A 15309-nucleotide genomic window follows, 5' to 3' on the forward strand; every position below is an offset into this window, starting at 1 on the left:
ATCTCAAAACACAATCACTAGTGACCTCGCCATTCCTCTCCCATAGCCCGCAATATCGCCACACCAACCGCCTCGGTGTTCTCCAAAACATCCGCGTTGCAAAACCGCAAAACGGTCCATCCTTCGCGATTCAATTGAGCTGTTCGGCTCATGTCTTGTTGCTCTTGATGTTCGTGGTAGTCGCCATCGAGTTCAACGATCAATCGTTTCTCGACACAGGCAAAGTCGGCGATGAAAGGTGGGATGGGGAACTGGCGTCGAAATTTGTGTCCGTTGAGTCGACGGTTGCGGAGGAGTGTCCAGACGAGTGATTCGGCTTTGGTTTGGTTGGTGCGGAGCTCGCGAGCGTTTTGTGTTAGTTGAGGTGGTTGGCGGATTGGCATGGTTGGCTCTGTTTGGTGGATTCCCCCTCACCCTTGCCCTCTCCCCCGGAAGCCGGGGGAGAGGGGACGGCGCGTCGCTGACGCTCCTTTGCTAACAGCTAACAGCTAACAGCTAACAGCTAACAGCTAACAGCTAACAGCTAACAGCTAACAGCTAACAGCTAACAGCTAACAGCTAGTAGCTAGTGACTCTCACTCCTCTTCCAACAACCTTGCGACGATGTCTCGGGCGGTCATGCCTTCGGCTTGGGCGGCGAAGGTGGTGATCAGTCGGTGTGTCAGCACGGGCAGTGCCACGGATCGAATGTCTTCGGTGCGAACCATGTAGGAACCTTCCAGTGCGGCTCGTGACTTGGCACCCAAGATCAAATCTTGAACCGCTCGCGGGCCAGCACCCCAGGACACCAACGGCAGCAACCATGACGGAGCGGTTCCGCCGGCCGGTCGAGTCTTGCGGACCAATTGGGCGGCTTCGGTGTAGATGTGATCTGGCACCGGGATGCGGCGCACGAGGTCTTGATTGGCGATGATGTTCTCTGCCGTCATCAAGTGTTGAAGTTCAGGCAACTTTCCGCCCGTCGTTGTGCGAGCGATCGCGATCTCTTCTTCTTCGGACGGGTAATCCAGTTCGATCAACGCCATGAAGCGATCCAGTTGAGCTTCCGGCAACGGGTACGTGCCTTCTTGTTCAACTGGGTTTTGCGTTGCGAGCACCATGAACGGTGGTGGCAGGTCAAAGCCTTTGCCGACAACGGTGATGCGTTGTTCCTGCATCGCTTCCAGCATCGCGGCCTGCGTCTTGGGTGGGGCTCGGTTGATTTCGTCGGCCAACACGATGTTTGCGAACACTGGTCCATGAGCGAACTGGAACTCACGACGACCGTCGCCGTTGTCTTGCAGGATGTCGGTGCCGGTGATGTCCATGGGCATCAAGTCCGGTGTGAACTGGATGCGATTGAACTTGAGCGACATCGTTTCGGCGAGCTTGCTGACCAGCAGAGTCTTTGCCAATCCTGGAACTCCCATCAACAAAGCGTGTCGTCGTGCAAACAAGCACACCAATAACAGATCGATGGTTTCACGTTGGCCGACGATGACGCGAGCCAGCTCGTCTCGGAGTTGCTGCGTCAATCGTCCGAGTCGGTCGACTGCTTGGACGTCGTCATCGCTCAGCGATGGTTCGGTCACCGAGGAAGCGGATGAGTTGTTGGACACCACCGATTGCGACATCTGAATTTCCTGTCGTGAACTTTGTACAAGCCAGCGGGATACTATAACCGCCCAAGCGGTGCCGCCGCAAAGATCGAGGCCGACTTTTATAGGTCCAGCGTCAGTAATCGATGTCTCGCGAATCAACTCATCCACGACGCCGTCCAAAGATGAGAATCCGATGAAACTCCAAAAACACTGAGCTTTTAGGCTGTTCCGAGCCACACAGCGGACGCCGCAATTCGATAGGCTAGCCAATGAAACCTTTATGAAACTGCTGTCGGAACCGCTATGATTTTCACCCGGAGATTCGCTGTGATGTGGGACACTCCTCAATCCGCCCATCGTTCGTTCAAAACTCAAAGGCCTTGTTCATCAAACTGGACAGGCTGTAACAGAACGCTTTGGCTGTTTGGTTTGGGCGGTTATCACTCTGTCGTTATCGCTTTCGCATTGGTTGGGGGGCTGACGCTGAGCGGCGGACATAGCGTCCTTGCACAGGATCAGCTGATTCCGCTAGGCGGGGCAAAGGATTTGCTGACGCCGTCGGAACCGCCAAACGTCATTGGCGGTCGCTACGTCCATGATGACTCGATTGGCTTCTTGGCTTTGTCACCATCGCATTGGTGGGACAATGATATGTTTCGGTTGTATCCCACGGAAATTCTCCGTGTGCAGGCAAAGGAAACCATTGGGATCGATCCGAACGACATCCGAGAAATTCAAGCAACGTTTGGATTGTCGTTCGAAACCGGTCAGCCATTGTTCGCTGCCGTGGTCCAACTCACTGGAAAGGTCGACGGGAAAGTCTTGAAAGAAGCATTGGACCTGGATCCACGCCCGATCAAGATCGGCGATCACACGGCTGTACGAGTGAATGGGCCCGTTCCAATGGTGCTCAGTCGATTGGAATCGGCGGCTAAATTTGGCGACGGTGAGGAAGGCGAAATTTGGTATGTCGGGTCGCCGGATTGGTTGATCGAAACTGCCGCCGCTCAAGCCAAGGTTGACGAGTCAGAGCGTGGTCCTTTGCCAATTCGTTTGGCGTCTCTGCCGAAACGCGACGGGATCTCGGCGGTGGTGGAAATGAAAACGATCCGCCCAATCGTCAGTGGCTTTGCAATGAATGCCGCGGCGCAATTGCCTCACCAGCTTCAACCTCTTGGGCAGCTTCCCGGCCTGACCGACGCGATCCTTTTGCATTTGGATCTGAAAGGAGATGCGATTGCGTTGGATTTGACTCTGGTCGGCATCGATGAGTCCGCCGCTGAACAGATCGAAGGAATTCTGCAGGATTCGTTGATCGAAGCTCAAACTCTGGCAATGGCTTCGATCCAACAAAACCTCGAACAATCGGGTGTGTCGCCCGCGATGCGGGATGCGGTGCAGTCTTATGCGGCTCGGATTTCCGCCATGGTGATGGAGTCCTTTCAGACTTTGAGGGTTGAGCGCGACGTCACCATTCAAGCGGAATCGGAATTGAGTATCGCGTCGACCGGAGTTTTGGTGGGGCTTTTGTTGCCGGCTGTTCAAGCGGGCCGCCAAGCCGCTCGCCGGGTGCAGTCATCCAACAACATCAAGCAAATCATGCTGGGGATTCACAACCACCATGCCGCATACCAGCAACTGCCGCTTTCAGCGATCGCTGACGATGAGGGCAACCCTTTGTTGAGCTGGCGAGTGAAGTTGCTTCCATTTCTCGACGAGATGGAGCTCTATGAACAGTTTCGTTTGGATGAGCCATGGGACAGCGAACACAATCTGCAAGTCGCCCAGCAAGTTCCCGAGGTTTACGAATCAATCGGGCTGAACGTGGAGCCTGGCCATACGATTTATCAGGCCGTGGTTGGAGAAGAGATTGGCATCAGGCCAATGCAGACGACAAAGTTTCGCGACTTCTTGGACGGCCTTTCCAATTCGGTCCTTGTGTTGGAAGCAGACGCAGACGAAGCGGTCTTTTGGACTCAACCAAAAGACCTAGCCATCGACCTGAACGACCCGTTGAACGGATTGGGGCATGCTCGGATGGGCGGGTTCCATGTCGGAATGGCAGACGGCGCGGTGAAGTTCATCTCCGAGAACATCGACGCCCAGCTTTTCAGAAAGTTGCTGACGCGAGCCGGCAATGAACCGGTGGACGTCCCGTAGCGAATTGTCTTCGCTTGCTTGTCTGAACGGCGCCGCTTTGGGTTGGCCGTTCGCGCCGCTCAAGTCGAGACGGTGGCCTTGGTGTTCAGTGCCACCGGCTGAGGCGCACTGCATCCACACCCGCTGCCGCATTGTTGCAATCGTTTTTCGATTTGCAACGATGTCGGCGTGGTCGCCAAACCGCCGAGCGCCGTGCAGCGATGTTCTCGTGGCATCCGTTCGGAAACTCGACGTGCCGCGTCGATGGTTTCGTCCAGCGGAATGACGGGATCAAATCCAGCCAAGCACATGTTGGCACATGAGATCGCGTTGCTGGCCGCGATCACGTTTTTGCCCAAGCAAGGGACTTCAACACGGTTGGCAACGGGGTCGCAAATTAAGCCCAGCATGTTTTGCAGGGCCATCGATGCGGCGCCGGTCGCTTGCGTGGTCGTTCCGCCCGCCATCGTGACCAAGGCTGCTGCGGACATAGCCGCGGCCGATCCACCTTCGGCCTGACATCCGCCGACTTCGGCAGCAAAGCTCCAAGCGGTAGCGATGAACACGCCGATCAAGCCAGCAGCTAAAAACGCTTTGGCGATTTCTTCGTCGGACAGCGACAGCGATTCACCCATCGCCAAACAAGTCGCAGGCAGTGCCGCGCAGGCTCCCGCGGTGGGGGCGGCGATGATCACGCCCATCGAGCTTTTCACTTCCATCATCGCGGTGGTGTAGAGCACGATTTGGTTCAGGGCACCTGCATCGAGCAATTGCCCCGACTGCAGCTTGTCACGGAAGCCGCCGGACTGGTACCCGAGCACTCGGTCGGCATACTCGGTTCCGTTCAAACCGGACTCAATGCTGGTGCGAGCGATCTGGACGATCTCTATCATGCGGTCCAAAACTTCTCGCTCGGTCAGTCCGCCTCGCTGCATCTCATATTCAACCGCCCACTTCCAAAGTGGTTTGGAGTCGACGTTGGCTTGCGATGTCAGTGTGTTGCAATCTTGGAAGGGAATCTCAGCGTTGGGACGCGAGCGTATCGGCAGCACGGGTGCCAGGCGAACAATCGGCTCAGGACTTTCCCAAGGAAGCGATCGTTGCAGCGTCGCGAATTCAAGGCGTTGGCTGGATTGAATCTGTAGCATCACGTTTTGATCGGATGTCCGGACATGGACATGATCTGCCAGCAGTTCTTTCGCGAGCAATTCGCAATCCAGGGTTTGGATGGATTCGTTCGAGGCGGGGTCTGCTAGGCGAACAAGGGTCTCGTCAAAGCCACCATCCATGGAGACATCAAAGTCGTCGATCGAGGTGACTTCGATCATGCCGCCGCCGGTGGAGATCGCAATCAGCGTGTGGGATTCTTGTTCGCCGCAAACGGTCAGGCGATAGGTGTTCGGGTGAGCGTCGCCATAGTTGCCGTATTCAAATTCGAATGCGATGCCATTGTCGATCAGATGCTGGCGCGAGTTTGGCAAGCGTTCGTCGTGGGCTTCCCAGCCGAGCAACCCGCCGAACAAGCCCATGTCGGAACCTTGACTGGTGTGGGTCGCGGGAAGGGATCCCGATTCGTCGAACTGAATCAGCACATGTTGCAGGTCGCCGCCCACCAGATCGCGGGCCAGGCGTCCAATTCGCAGAGCCGCGGCACAGTGCGAACTGCTGGGGCCACGCATCACTGGGCCGATGACGTCATTGAAGATGCTGACGGTCATGGGATCGCTCAAATGCAGCAAGAAGTGAAAATGAAGAAGCGATGACTCTGACTCAATTGACTTGCTGCGTCAAATTAACGGCGGAACGACGGAGGCGGATGGAAGCTTGTTCGCCCTAATGCATCGATTCGGGGGAGTCACGCTGGTCGGCGGGCAGGCATCGACTTTGGGCTGGCTTGCAGGTTCATCGTGCCGTCGTCCCACCCGAGTATTTGAGCGGCGGATGCACACACCGCTTCAGAAGAACATTTGCTGTGTGAGTTTTCGGTTCTTCGCTGGAGAGACCCGAAGTGGTTGTGTCGCGAGATGGCGGTCGGCACAGATCAGCTGCAGCCGATCGCCCAGGCATTCGCGGTGGGTTCGCAGGGCGACGTCGGGGCAGTTGTTCTCATCGGACAGGTGGGCCAAGCAGGCCCACTGCAAATGGTCGCTGGCGAGGGAGATCACTTCGGCGGCTTCGCGATTGGAGATGTGCCCGCGGGGGCCGGAAATTCGGTCGCGAAGAAATTCGGGGTAGCCCGAATGGGCCAACATGTTTTCGTCGTAGTTGCTTTCGATGAACAAGGCATCGAGCGTGTTGACGCTGGCGAGCATGTCATCGAAGACGCATCCCAGATCCGTCCACAATCCAAATCGAGAGCAGCCGTTGTCCAGCGTGAAGGCGGCTCCATCGACACCATCGTGTGGCGTCGGCATCGTCTCAATCGCGGTTTCGCCGATCGTGAACGTTTCGCCCGGGACGAAATGCTGGATGTCATGCACAGGACCGAGTGGGATACGACGCTCGGTCGACTGAAGGGTTCGGCGGCTGATGTGAATCGGCACATTGAGTTTGCGATTCAGGACGCCCAAGCATCCGATGTGGTCGCGGTGATCGTGCGAGATCACGATGGCGTCGATTTCCGATGCATCACGCCCGGCTTCGTTCAGTCGAGTTTGCACTTTGCGGAAACTGATCCCCGCATCAAAGAGCACGCACTCCGAGCCCGTGTCAACGAAGACACAGTTACCGCTGCTTCCTGATTGCAAACACAGAACATCCATGCCGGCAATCGTAGCAGGTTCTCAAGCGACGTAGGAGCGCTGTTTGATGGCACGGCGGCCAAATTCAACCGGCCGTGTTCCCAACCAATCGTGGTCGGTTGATGCACGGCCTTGGATGTCGGAAAGAGCGGCTCAGTCCTTGGACTTTGGCGTGGACTTCTTGGCTTTGCTGTCGCTCTTGGGTTCCGACTTGGGTTTGTCGGCGCTTTGCCCTTTTTTGTAGCTCTCGCTGCGGTAGTCGGTTTGGTAGAAGCCGCTGCCTTTGAAGACGATCGCAGCGCCGGTTCCAAACTGACGTTGCAGTTTGTTCTTTTTGCATTCCGGGCACTTCTTCAGCACTTCGTCGTTGATGCCTTGGAACACTTCCAACTCGTGACCACAAGCTTCACACAAATAATCGTAAGTCGGCATAGGAAAGGATTGAAAGAAAAAGGGAGAAGGTGAAAAACAAAGGCGGTGTCAGGATCGGTTCAGGCAACCGACGATCACTCCGAACCATCGCCGGTGCTGACGACGACTTGAGCGGGACGCACAACGCGGTCGTGCATTTGGAATCCGGGTGTTGCGACATGAGCGACCATGCCCGATGCGATCTCGGGATGAGGCATCTGCGAGATGGCTTCGTGGAAGTTCGGGTCGAACAGTTCGCCTTCGGCGGGAATCTCTTTGATCGCGTGTTTGGCCAGCACGTCGTCGAGTTGTTTGCGAACCATCGACACACCTTCGACCAATCCGGCCGTCGATTCGCCTTCACCGGCGGTGGTTGCGGCATCGATTGCACGCAGCAAGTTGTCACGGACTTGCAGGATGTCGGTGACCAGCGGCATGCCAGCAAATTTCAATTGCGCTTCGGTGTCGCGGCGCAGTCGTTTGCGAAAGTTCTCCGCTTCGGCTTGTGCTTGCAAAACGCGTTTGCTCGCCTCTTCGACTTCACCACGCAGACGCGTCATCTCTTCGTCGCGAGTTTCTTCGCCGGCTTCCGCGAACGCTTCGTCGTTGGCTGCGGCTTCGCCTTTAAAGGAAACCGTTTCCTGCGGGTCGAGTTGTTCGTCTTCGGATTGAAGTTCTTCGTTGGGTTGTTCGTTCATGAGTCTTTCTCCGTGTCGGTCGAGCCGGTGCTGGCTTCTTCCGGTTCGGGGTCAAAAAAGTGACGAAGTTTGTCGAGAAACGAGGTGCGTTCAGGAAGCACCGAATCGTGATCGAGTTCGGCGAGTTCGCGAAGCAGTTTTTGTTGTTTGTCGCTGAGCTTTTTGGGGACTTCGATGAAAATCTGAACCAGCAGATCGCCGGTGCGTCCGCTGCGAGGATCAACGATGCCTTGCCCGCGAACGGTGAAGACGTGTCCGGTTTGGGTGCCGGCAGGAACGGTCAGTTCGTGTGGTCCATCGAGAGTCGGCACATTGATCGTTGCGCCGAGTGCGGCTTGGGCATACGAAATTGGCATCTGCAAAATCAGATGCTGGCCTTCACGTTTGAACAGGTTGTGTTCTTTGACGGAGATGAAGCAGTAGCAGTCGCCGTTTGGTCCACCGTCGGGGCTGGGTTCACCTTCGCCCTGCAAACGGACTCGCATGCCGTCGTCGACCCCGGCGGGGATCTCGACGTTCATCTCGGCTTTTTCGTTTTGCGTTCCAGTGCCGCGGCATTTGCCGCATGGTTCGCCGATTTGTTTGCCAGCACCTTTGCAGGTCGGGCAAGTCGTTTGGACGCGCAGGATGCCCGCTGACTGGATGACTTGTCCTTGCCCGCCGCACATGGTGCAGGTGACCGGTTCGCTGCCCGCGGCGGCACCGCTGCCGTCACAGGTGTCGCAGGAAACGCGGCGACGGAACACGATGTCCTTGTGGCATCCGCGAGCGGCTTCTTCGAGTGTGAGCGTGACATCGCAGCGAACATCGGCACCGCGTCGAACGCGACGTCGTCCGCCGCCACGACGGGAGCCTCCGCCAAAGAAGTCACCAAAGCCGCCGCCGAACAAATCGCCGAATGCTTCGAAGATGTCTTCGACGTCGCCGTATTGTTGTGTCGCGCCTTCGACCCCGGCATGACCGTATTGGTCATAGCGAGCTCGTTTGTTTGCATCGCTGAGGACTTCGTAGGCTTCGGTTGCTTCTTTGAATTTCGCCGTCGCGGATTCGTCGTCGCGATTGCTATCGGGATGGTACTTGATAGCAAGCTTGCGATACGCGCGATCGACCTGCTGCTTCGTGGCCGTTCGTTCGACCTTCAGCACTTCGTAGTAGCAGGTTTTGGTGGCCATGAGAAATCAAACAGAAAAGTGTTCGTGGTCAGTGATCGCCTCGGCGTCGTTTGTTTCACCGGTCCGATTGGGACATGGCGGACGGACGCTTGGAGGGTCATGAAAACGGGCCGCTCACCGAAGGCGAACGGCCCATTAAAAATATGTCGTGCGAAGTTTGGTTCAGCGATTAGCTGACCATGCCTTCGACCGGACGTTTGTCTTTGTCTTCTTGCTCGAAGTTCGTGACCAAGGCTTCGGTCGTGAGCAACAAGCCTGCGATGCTGGCAGCATTGGTCAATGCGGTGCGAACCACTTTGACGGGATCGATGACGCCAGCTTTGACCATGTCGGTGTATTCGCCCGTGTGAGCGTTGAAACCGATTTTGGGGTCGTTCTTTTGCAGGACTTCGTCGACCACAACACTGCCGTCGATGCCGCCGTTGTCGGCGATTTGACGCATGGGAGCGTCCAAGGCACCCAAGACAATGTCGACGCCGATTTTCTCGTCGCCCTTGGCCTTCTTCTTGGCTGCTTCAACCGCTTCGCGGCAGTGAACCAAAGCCACGCCACCACCGGGCAGAATGCCTTCTTCGACTGCAGCGCGAGTTGCATGCAAAGCGTCTTCCAAGCGAGCCTTGGTTTGCTTCATTTCAGCTTCGGTTTCGGCACCGACGCTGATGACAGCCACACCGCCGGCCAGTTTGGCCAAACGCTCTTGGAACTTTTCCTTGTCGTAATCGCTGTCCGTTTGCTCGATTTGAGCGCGGATTTGAGCGACACGCTTGTCGATGTCTTCGCGTTTGCCGGCACCTTCGACGATGGTCGTGTTCGACTTGTCGACGGTGACTTTCTTCGCGCGACCGAGGTGTTCCAAGGTGACGTTCTCGAGCTGCATGCCGAGGTCTTCGCTGATCAGCGTTCCGCCGGTCAACGTTGCGATGTCGCCCAACATGGCTTTGCGGCGATCGCCGAAGCCAGGAGCCTTGACGGCACACACGTTGAGCGTGCCACGCAACTTGTTGACCACCAACAACGTCAATGCTTCCGCGTCGACGTCTTCGGCGATGATCAGCAATGGTTGACCGGTTTGAGCGGTCTTCTCAAGCAATGGCACGAGGTCGCGAATGTTGCTGACCTTCTTTTCGTACAGCAACACGAGTGCGTCTTCGAGGCTCGCTTCCATCGATCCGGAATCGGTGATGAAGTAAGGCGAAACGTAGCCCTTGTCGAACTGCATCCCGTCGACGTATTCGACTTCGGTGGTTCGGCTCTTGCCTTCTTCGACGGTGATGACGCCGTCTTTGCCGACTCGTTCCAATGCGTCAGCGAGCAATTCGCCGATCACGTTGTCGTTGTTGGCCGAGATCGCACCGACGTGAGCGACTTCTTGTTTGCCGCTGACGGGGCGTCCCATTTCAACCAGTTGATCGCAAGCGGCTTCGACAGCCTTTTCGATCCCGCGACGAATCGCGGTTGGGTTGCTACCGGCAACGATGTTTCGCAGACCTTCTTTGAAGATCGCACGAGCGAGCACGGTTGCGGTGGTGGTTCCGTCGCCGGCCAAGTCGCTGGTCTTTTGAGCGACTTCGATGACCAGTTTGGCACCCATGTTCTCGAAGCGGTCTTCGAGTTCGATTTCCTTGGCGACGGTCACACCGTCTTTGGTCACGGTTGGACCACCGAAGGATTTATCGATGATCACATTCCGGCCTGTAGGACCCATCGTCGTTGCGACGGCCTTGGCCAGTTTTTCCACGCCGGCCAACATGCGGGCCCGAGCGTGATCGTCAAAAAGCAATTGTTTTGCCACGACTGAATTCCTCGTAGATGTTTTGGGGTGAAAGAACGAACCGGATCAGCCGATCTTGGCCAAAATGTCGCTTTCGCGAAGGATCTTCATTTCGTGTCCGTCGACTTCGATTTCGCTTCCGCCGTACTTGCCGTAGATCACGACGTCGCCGACCGAAACGCTGAGTTCACCGCGGTTGCCGCTATCGAGCAACTTGCCAGGTCCAACAGCGACGACGGTGCCGCGTTGTGGCTTTTCTTTTGCCGAGTCGGGGAGCACGATGCCGCCAGCGGTGGTTTCTTCGGCTTCGCTGGGTTGAACCACGACGCGGTCATCGAGAGGACGCAGGTTGATTTTTTTAGCAGTGGCCATGAGTTGATTCCTGTGAGTTGAAAGTTGATTTGAAATTGGGTGTGGGAAATGGATTGAAAGAGGGTCGCGGGCAGCGGCTTACATCATGCCGCCCATGCCACCCATGCCTCCCATTCCGCCCATGCCACCCATTCCCATGCCGCCCATGTCTGGCATTCCGCCACCCATGCCGTGATCGTGATGATCGCCACCGGCTGGTTCTTCTTCGACGGGGATTTCGGTGACCAAAGATTCGGTGGTCAACAACAAAGCGGCGACCGAAGCTGCGTTGGTCAGCGAGGTGCGAACCACTTTGGCAGGGTCGACGATGCCGGCTGCGACGAGGTCGCAGTACTTGTCAGCGTTGGCGTCGTAACCTTCGGTTTTGCCCTTCATTTGAAGCACGCGGTTGACAACCACAGCTCCGTCCAGGCCAGCGTTGTTGGCGATCGCACGCATTGGCTGGTCCAGGACGTTGCGGATGATTCGCACGCCGAGCTTTTGATCGCCTTCGGTTGCTTTCTCCAATTTTTCAACAGCAGCACGGCAGCGAAGCAGTGCGGTTCCGCCACCGGGGACGATGCCTTCTTCGAGTGCAGCTTGGGTCGCGGCACGAGCGTCGTCGATGAGGGCTTTGCGTTCCTTCATCTCGGTTTCGGTTGCAGCACCGACGTTGATTTGAGCCACACCGCCGGCCAGTTTGGCCAAACGCTCTTGCAGCTTTTCGCGGTCGTAGTCGCTGTCGGTCGCTTCGATTTCGCGACGGATTTGAGCGACACGGCCTTCGATGTCAGCTTTCTTGCCAGCACCACCGACGATGGTGGTCGTTTCGCTGGTGATGCGAATTTGTTTTGCACGGCCGAGGTCGGAAACCTTGACGCTTTCCAGGTCGATGCCGAGATCTTTGAAGATCGCCTTGCCGCCGGTCAGGGCAGCGATGTCGCCCAAGATGGCTTTGCGGCGATCGCCGTAGCCGGGAGCTTTGACGGCACACGCCGACAGGATGCCACGCATCTTGTTGACGACCAAAGTGGCGAGAGCTTCGCCTTCGGTGTCTTCGGCGATGATCAGCAATGGCTTCTTGGCTTTGCTGATGGCTTCCAGCAACGGAATCATCTTCTTGTTGTTGCTGATCTTTTCTTCGAACAACAGGATGTAACAGTCATCCAGTTCGACAGTGACTTCGTCTTGGTTGGTGACGAAGTGAGGCGACAGGAATCCGCGATCGAATTGCATGCCTTCGACAACGTCGACGTAAGTCTCGTTGCTGCGGCCTTCTTCAACGGTGATCACGCCGTTCTTGCCGACCTTGGTGAAGGCGTCTGCGAGGACGTCACCGATTTGTGGGTCGTTGTTGCCAGCGATCGTGGCAACTTGCTTGATGTCGCTCTTGCTCTTCTCGTTGATCGGGGTCGCCATTTTGGCGATTTGAGCGGTCGCGGTGTCGACGGCTTTTTGAATGCCACGCGACAATGCCATTGGGTCGGCTCCGGTCGCGACCATTTTCAGGCCTTCGCGGAAGATGGCTTCGCTGAGCACGGTGGCGGTGGTTGTTCCGTCGCCGGCGACGTCATTGGTCTTGCTGGCGGCTTCTTTGACCAATTGAGCGCCGAGGTTTTCGAATGGATCGTCCAGTTCGATGTCTTCGGCGACGGTCACGCCGTCTTTAGTGACTTTGGGCGAACCCCATCCTTTGTCCAGAACGGCGTTGCGGCCGCGAGGGCCAAGTGTGCTGCGGACGGCACGGGCCAGCTTGCTGACTCCGGCAAGCAATGGGCCGCGTGCGTCATCGTCGAAAACGATCTGCTTTGCCACGATGTAGTTCTCCTGAGGTGGTTTGGATCCGAGAGGCTCGCAGTGGATGGGCGGTTCGCAAAGGTGCGAGCCCTGGGCGGCCACGGATTCGATGCCAAGAGGGAAAGAGACGGGGGAATGTGTTCGGGTCGAGCGAACGTGTTCGGCACGTGTGCCGCACGATGAGGAACTGAGTCGATGGATCCAGTTCGGCCATTCGGGCATGAACGCGTTCGTTGGGGCTCGCAGGTAGCAATCGCCGTACCGCGAGCTTGTTTTTTGTTGCAAGTGACAATTGCGAAAAGAGTTACGCGATTTGTGCGTTTGCCGGCCGATCGCCGTTTGGCTCGATCGACCAGCCTTGGTTGCCAACGTGGCAGGGGGCTTTCTGAGGGCGCGAAATCTCCACGTGTCCGGTCAGGATCTTTTCCAATCGTTGCAATCGTTTCGACCGGCAGCTGACGGCCCGAAATGCTTACCAAGCGAATAACTGCCCCTCAAGAATCATTGACCTTTTGGCTTTCAAAACCTTCACTTGTGGCAACTGCGCGTCGTTGCGTGGTGTTCGAAGAGTTGTGTTCGTGGCTGTTTCCGGTCCGCAATCTGCGGTGGCTTCAGTCCGTCCCGCCCAAAATGATTCAAACCTGATTGGTTGTGCCGATGCGTTGGTGTCATCGCCGATATGTCCTCCCGTTTGTCGTCCTGAGCCAGGTCGTGGGCTCGTTTGCCGCGCCCTCTGTCAACGCGTGTTGTTTGACGGATTGGCTGTACGGCAAGCAACCCGCTTACGTCGCCGGATACACGCCGGTCGTGGGTGCGCCTGTCACAACGATCACGACCACGCCCGGAATCACCACGGGGGCTCCCGCGGTTGCGCCGCCTCCTGGGTACGCCGCCAACTATCCGGGCTACACCGCGGGTTACACACCCTTGATGACCGCCGCACCGAACTCGTCGGTGTTGCCGCTGAATCCTTCCAGCATTTACGCGCCGTCTCAGCCTTACTCCTTGCAGCGACCTGCCTACGGAGCCGTTCCGCTGGACAACCCTTCGGTGTACACGGGGATGCCGACCACGAGCTCGCCAGTTGTCGCCGGTTATCGCGGTGCCGTTTCGACCGGAAGTCCATACTTCGGAACGGGCAACGTTTATCCAAACAGCAGCTACACGACGAATGTCGCAGGTGTCCAACCCGTCACGGCCTACCGACCAGCAACCGGCTATCCACCGACAACCGGTTACCGGACTCCGATTCGAAGCGGTTTGTCTCGGTTCTTCAATTCGTTGCTCGGCACCGGTTACCGCAGTTCGTATTACACCGCGCCGATCACTTATTACCGGCCCGCCACGACACTGGACCCAGTCACCGGAACGACCGTCACCGTCCAACGTGCTTGTGAGTCGACCGTTCAGCAATTGCAGCGAACGCCTTACACAACCTTTCAAGGTTTGGCATCGCAGCCCGCGATGGTGCCATCCACGACGATTGATCCGTGTATGAATACGGTCGACTCGTGCGGAGTTGCAACATCGGTCGCTCCAGTCACCAGTCCCTATGGTGCGTCGCCATATGCTGCTTCGCCATACACGCAATCGGCACCGATCGATTCGTATGCGGCACAACCAAGCTGGAGCGGCAATCCCTCCGCTTCTTCGATCCCCAGCTCAATCGATCCAGGCGGTTACGGCGGAGTCGCACAAACGAGCGACCTGCAACCGATGGCACCGCCAGCTTCGACTCCATCGAACTTGCAACCATTCGATGCCCAGCAACAAACGCTTTCTCCGCTAACGGGTTCGCCTTATGCCAGCGAGGCCCCATCGGAGTCACAACCTTCGCCATCGGATCAACCTCCGGCGACGCAGTATCGTTACAGCATTGAGCCACCCGCTCAGAACAACCGTCAGGCGGAAGAACCAAGCCAGACCGAAGACAACTATCCCAACGATGCCTACGAAAGTTATCGTTATCAGCCTGAGCCAGAAGTGCAGGACGAGACCGAAAAGAGCGAGCAGAATTCTCTGGATGACTACCTCAGTCGAAGCCGACAAGAGGTTCTTCGAGATCGCGAAGATCTGCGTCGATTGACGTCCGGAAACGCTCCCGCAGATCCATCCGCCGCACCTCGCGTGCGTCCGATCCCGGCACCGGAAGGTTACCGTCACGCATTCGATGACCGAGGGATGCAACCCGCCGCTCCAGTTGCTCGTCCGAGTACCGCGCCGGTTCGTTCCATCCCATCGTTGTCGCCACCGTCGACTTCGGAAACGGGGCAATTGCGAGCACCTGATTTGTTGCCCGCTTTGCCACCGCCGCCACGCACTGGTGGTGGAGCCTACGAGCAAGCTCAATCGCGAATGGATTCTTCGTTGGAAGACGAAGGCCCGGTTCAGTGGGGGTACAAAGTTCGCGAAGCTTCGTTGACCGAGCGTCGGCCTTCGATGCCTGAAACGGCTGCGTTGTCAGAACCTGTTGGCGACTATCAACCTGTTCGTCAGCCCGTCCGCCAACCGACTCAACAGCGTCCATCACGCGTTGAAACTCGTCGACCTGCCACGGCTCCGGTCCATGCGGCACCTCGAGCTCCTCAGCCCGTCAAACCAAAGACGACCCAGCATCAAGAGTCGGGTTGGCACGTGTTGAATCGCTGA

12 protein-coding genes are annotated in these 15309 nt (G+C 57.1%); 2 read left to right on the forward strand and 10 right to left on the reverse strand.

Annotation, left to right across the window (positions count from 1 at the left end; translation table 11 throughout):
• Positions 1 to 17: 17 nt before the first annotated feature.
• Together RE6C_RS09945 and RE6C_RS09950 are read right to left on the reverse strand one after the other, a co-directional pair.
• Positions 18 to 383: an endonuclease domain-containing protein gene (locus RE6C_RS09945; RefSeq protein WP_008656206.1), complete on the reverse strand. Its 366-nt coding sequence runs from the start codon at positions 381 to 383 to the stop codon at positions 18 to 20.
• 192 nt (positions 384 to 575) lie between these two features.
• Complete coding sequence (locus tag RE6C_RS09950) at positions 576 to 1613, reverse strand: AAA family ATPase (RefSeq protein WP_008656212.1); 1038 nt, start codon at positions 1611 to 1613, stop codon at positions 576 to 578.
• Positions 1614 to 2009: 396 nt separating this feature from the next.
• Between RE6C_RS09950 and RE6C_RS09955 the strand changes: the two genes are divergently transcribed.
• Positions 2010 to 3740, forward strand: a complete 1731-nt coding sequence (locus RE6C_RS09955) for a DUF1559 domain-containing protein (RefSeq protein ID WP_008656213.1) — start codon at positions 2010 to 2012, stop codon at positions 3738 to 3740.
• 59 nt (positions 3741 to 3799) lie between these two features.
• On the opposite strand, the gene RE6C_RS09960 is transcribed toward RE6C_RS09955, so the two are convergent.
• The 8 genes from RE6C_RS09960 to groL (RE6C_RS09995) all read right to left on the reverse strand — a co-directional run bounded on the left by RE6C_RS09960 (position 3800) and on the right by groL (RE6C_RS09995) (position 12945).
• Positions 3800 to 5437 carry an L-serine ammonia-lyase, iron-sulfur-dependent, subunit alpha gene (locus RE6C_RS09960; protein WP_039961734.1) on the reverse strand — a complete coding sequence of 546 codons (1638 nt, stop codon included), beginning with the start codon at positions 5435 to 5437 and terminating at the stop codon, positions 3800 to 3802.
• A 237-nt stretch (positions 5438 to 5674) separates the two neighbouring features.
• On the reverse strand, positions 5675 to 6481 hold the full coding sequence (locus RE6C_RS09965; protein ID WP_008656215.1) for an MBL fold metallo-hydrolase: 807 nt from the start codon (positions 6479 to 6481) through the stop codon (positions 5675 to 5677).
• Between the two features lie 132 nt (positions 6482 to 6613).
• Positions 6614 to 6892, reverse strand: a complete 279-nt coding sequence (locus RE6C_RS09970) for an FmdB family zinc ribbon protein (protein ID WP_008656216.1) — start codon at positions 6890 to 6892, stop codon at positions 6614 to 6616.
• 74 nt (positions 6893 to 6966) lie between these two features.
• Positions 6967 to 7569 carry a nucleotide exchange factor GrpE gene (locus tag RE6C_RS09975; RefSeq protein WP_008656218.1) on the reverse strand — a complete coding sequence of 201 codons (603 nt, stop codon included), beginning with the start codon at positions 7567 to 7569 and terminating at the stop codon, positions 6967 to 6969.
• Entirely contained in the window at positions 7566 to 8741 is a 1176-nt protein-coding gene (gene dnaJ, locus RE6C_RS09980) for a molecular chaperone DnaJ (RefSeq protein WP_008656219.1), read from the reverse strand. Before dnaJ ends, RE6C_RS09975 begins: the two co-directional genes overlap by 4 nt.
• Positions 8742 to 8910: 169 nt before the next feature.
• Positions 8911 to 10533 carry a chaperonin GroEL gene (gene groL, locus RE6C_RS09985; RefSeq protein WP_008656221.1) on the reverse strand — a complete coding sequence of 541 codons (1623 nt, stop codon included), beginning with the start codon at positions 10531 to 10533 and terminating at the stop codon, positions 8911 to 8913.
• A gap of 45 nt (positions 10534 to 10578) precedes the next feature.
• Positions 10579 to 10884: a co-chaperone GroES gene (groES, locus tag RE6C_RS09990; RefSeq protein WP_007330007.1), complete on the reverse strand. Its 306-nt coding sequence runs from the start codon at positions 10882 to 10884 to the stop codon at positions 10579 to 10581.
• Between the two features lie 78 nt (positions 10885 to 10962).
• A complete protein-coding gene (groL, locus tag RE6C_RS09995; protein ID WP_008656223.1) occupies positions 10963 to 12945 on the reverse strand; it encodes a chaperonin GroEL in 1983 nt (660 codons plus the stop codon).
• Positions 12946 to 13317: 372 nt separating this feature from the next.
• Here groL (RE6C_RS09995) and RE6C_RS10000 point away from each other — a divergent pair, with 372 nt between their 5' ends.
• Positions 13318 to 15309: a hypothetical protein gene (locus RE6C_RS10000; protein WP_039961735.1), complete on the forward strand. Its 1992-nt coding sequence runs from the start codon at positions 13318 to 13320 to the stop codon at positions 15307 to 15309.

This window comes from Rhodopirellula europaea 6C (assembly GCF_000338295.1).
Classification (GTDB): Bacteria; Planctomycetota; Planctomycetia; order Pirellulales; family Pirellulaceae; genus Rhodopirellula; species Rhodopirellula europaea.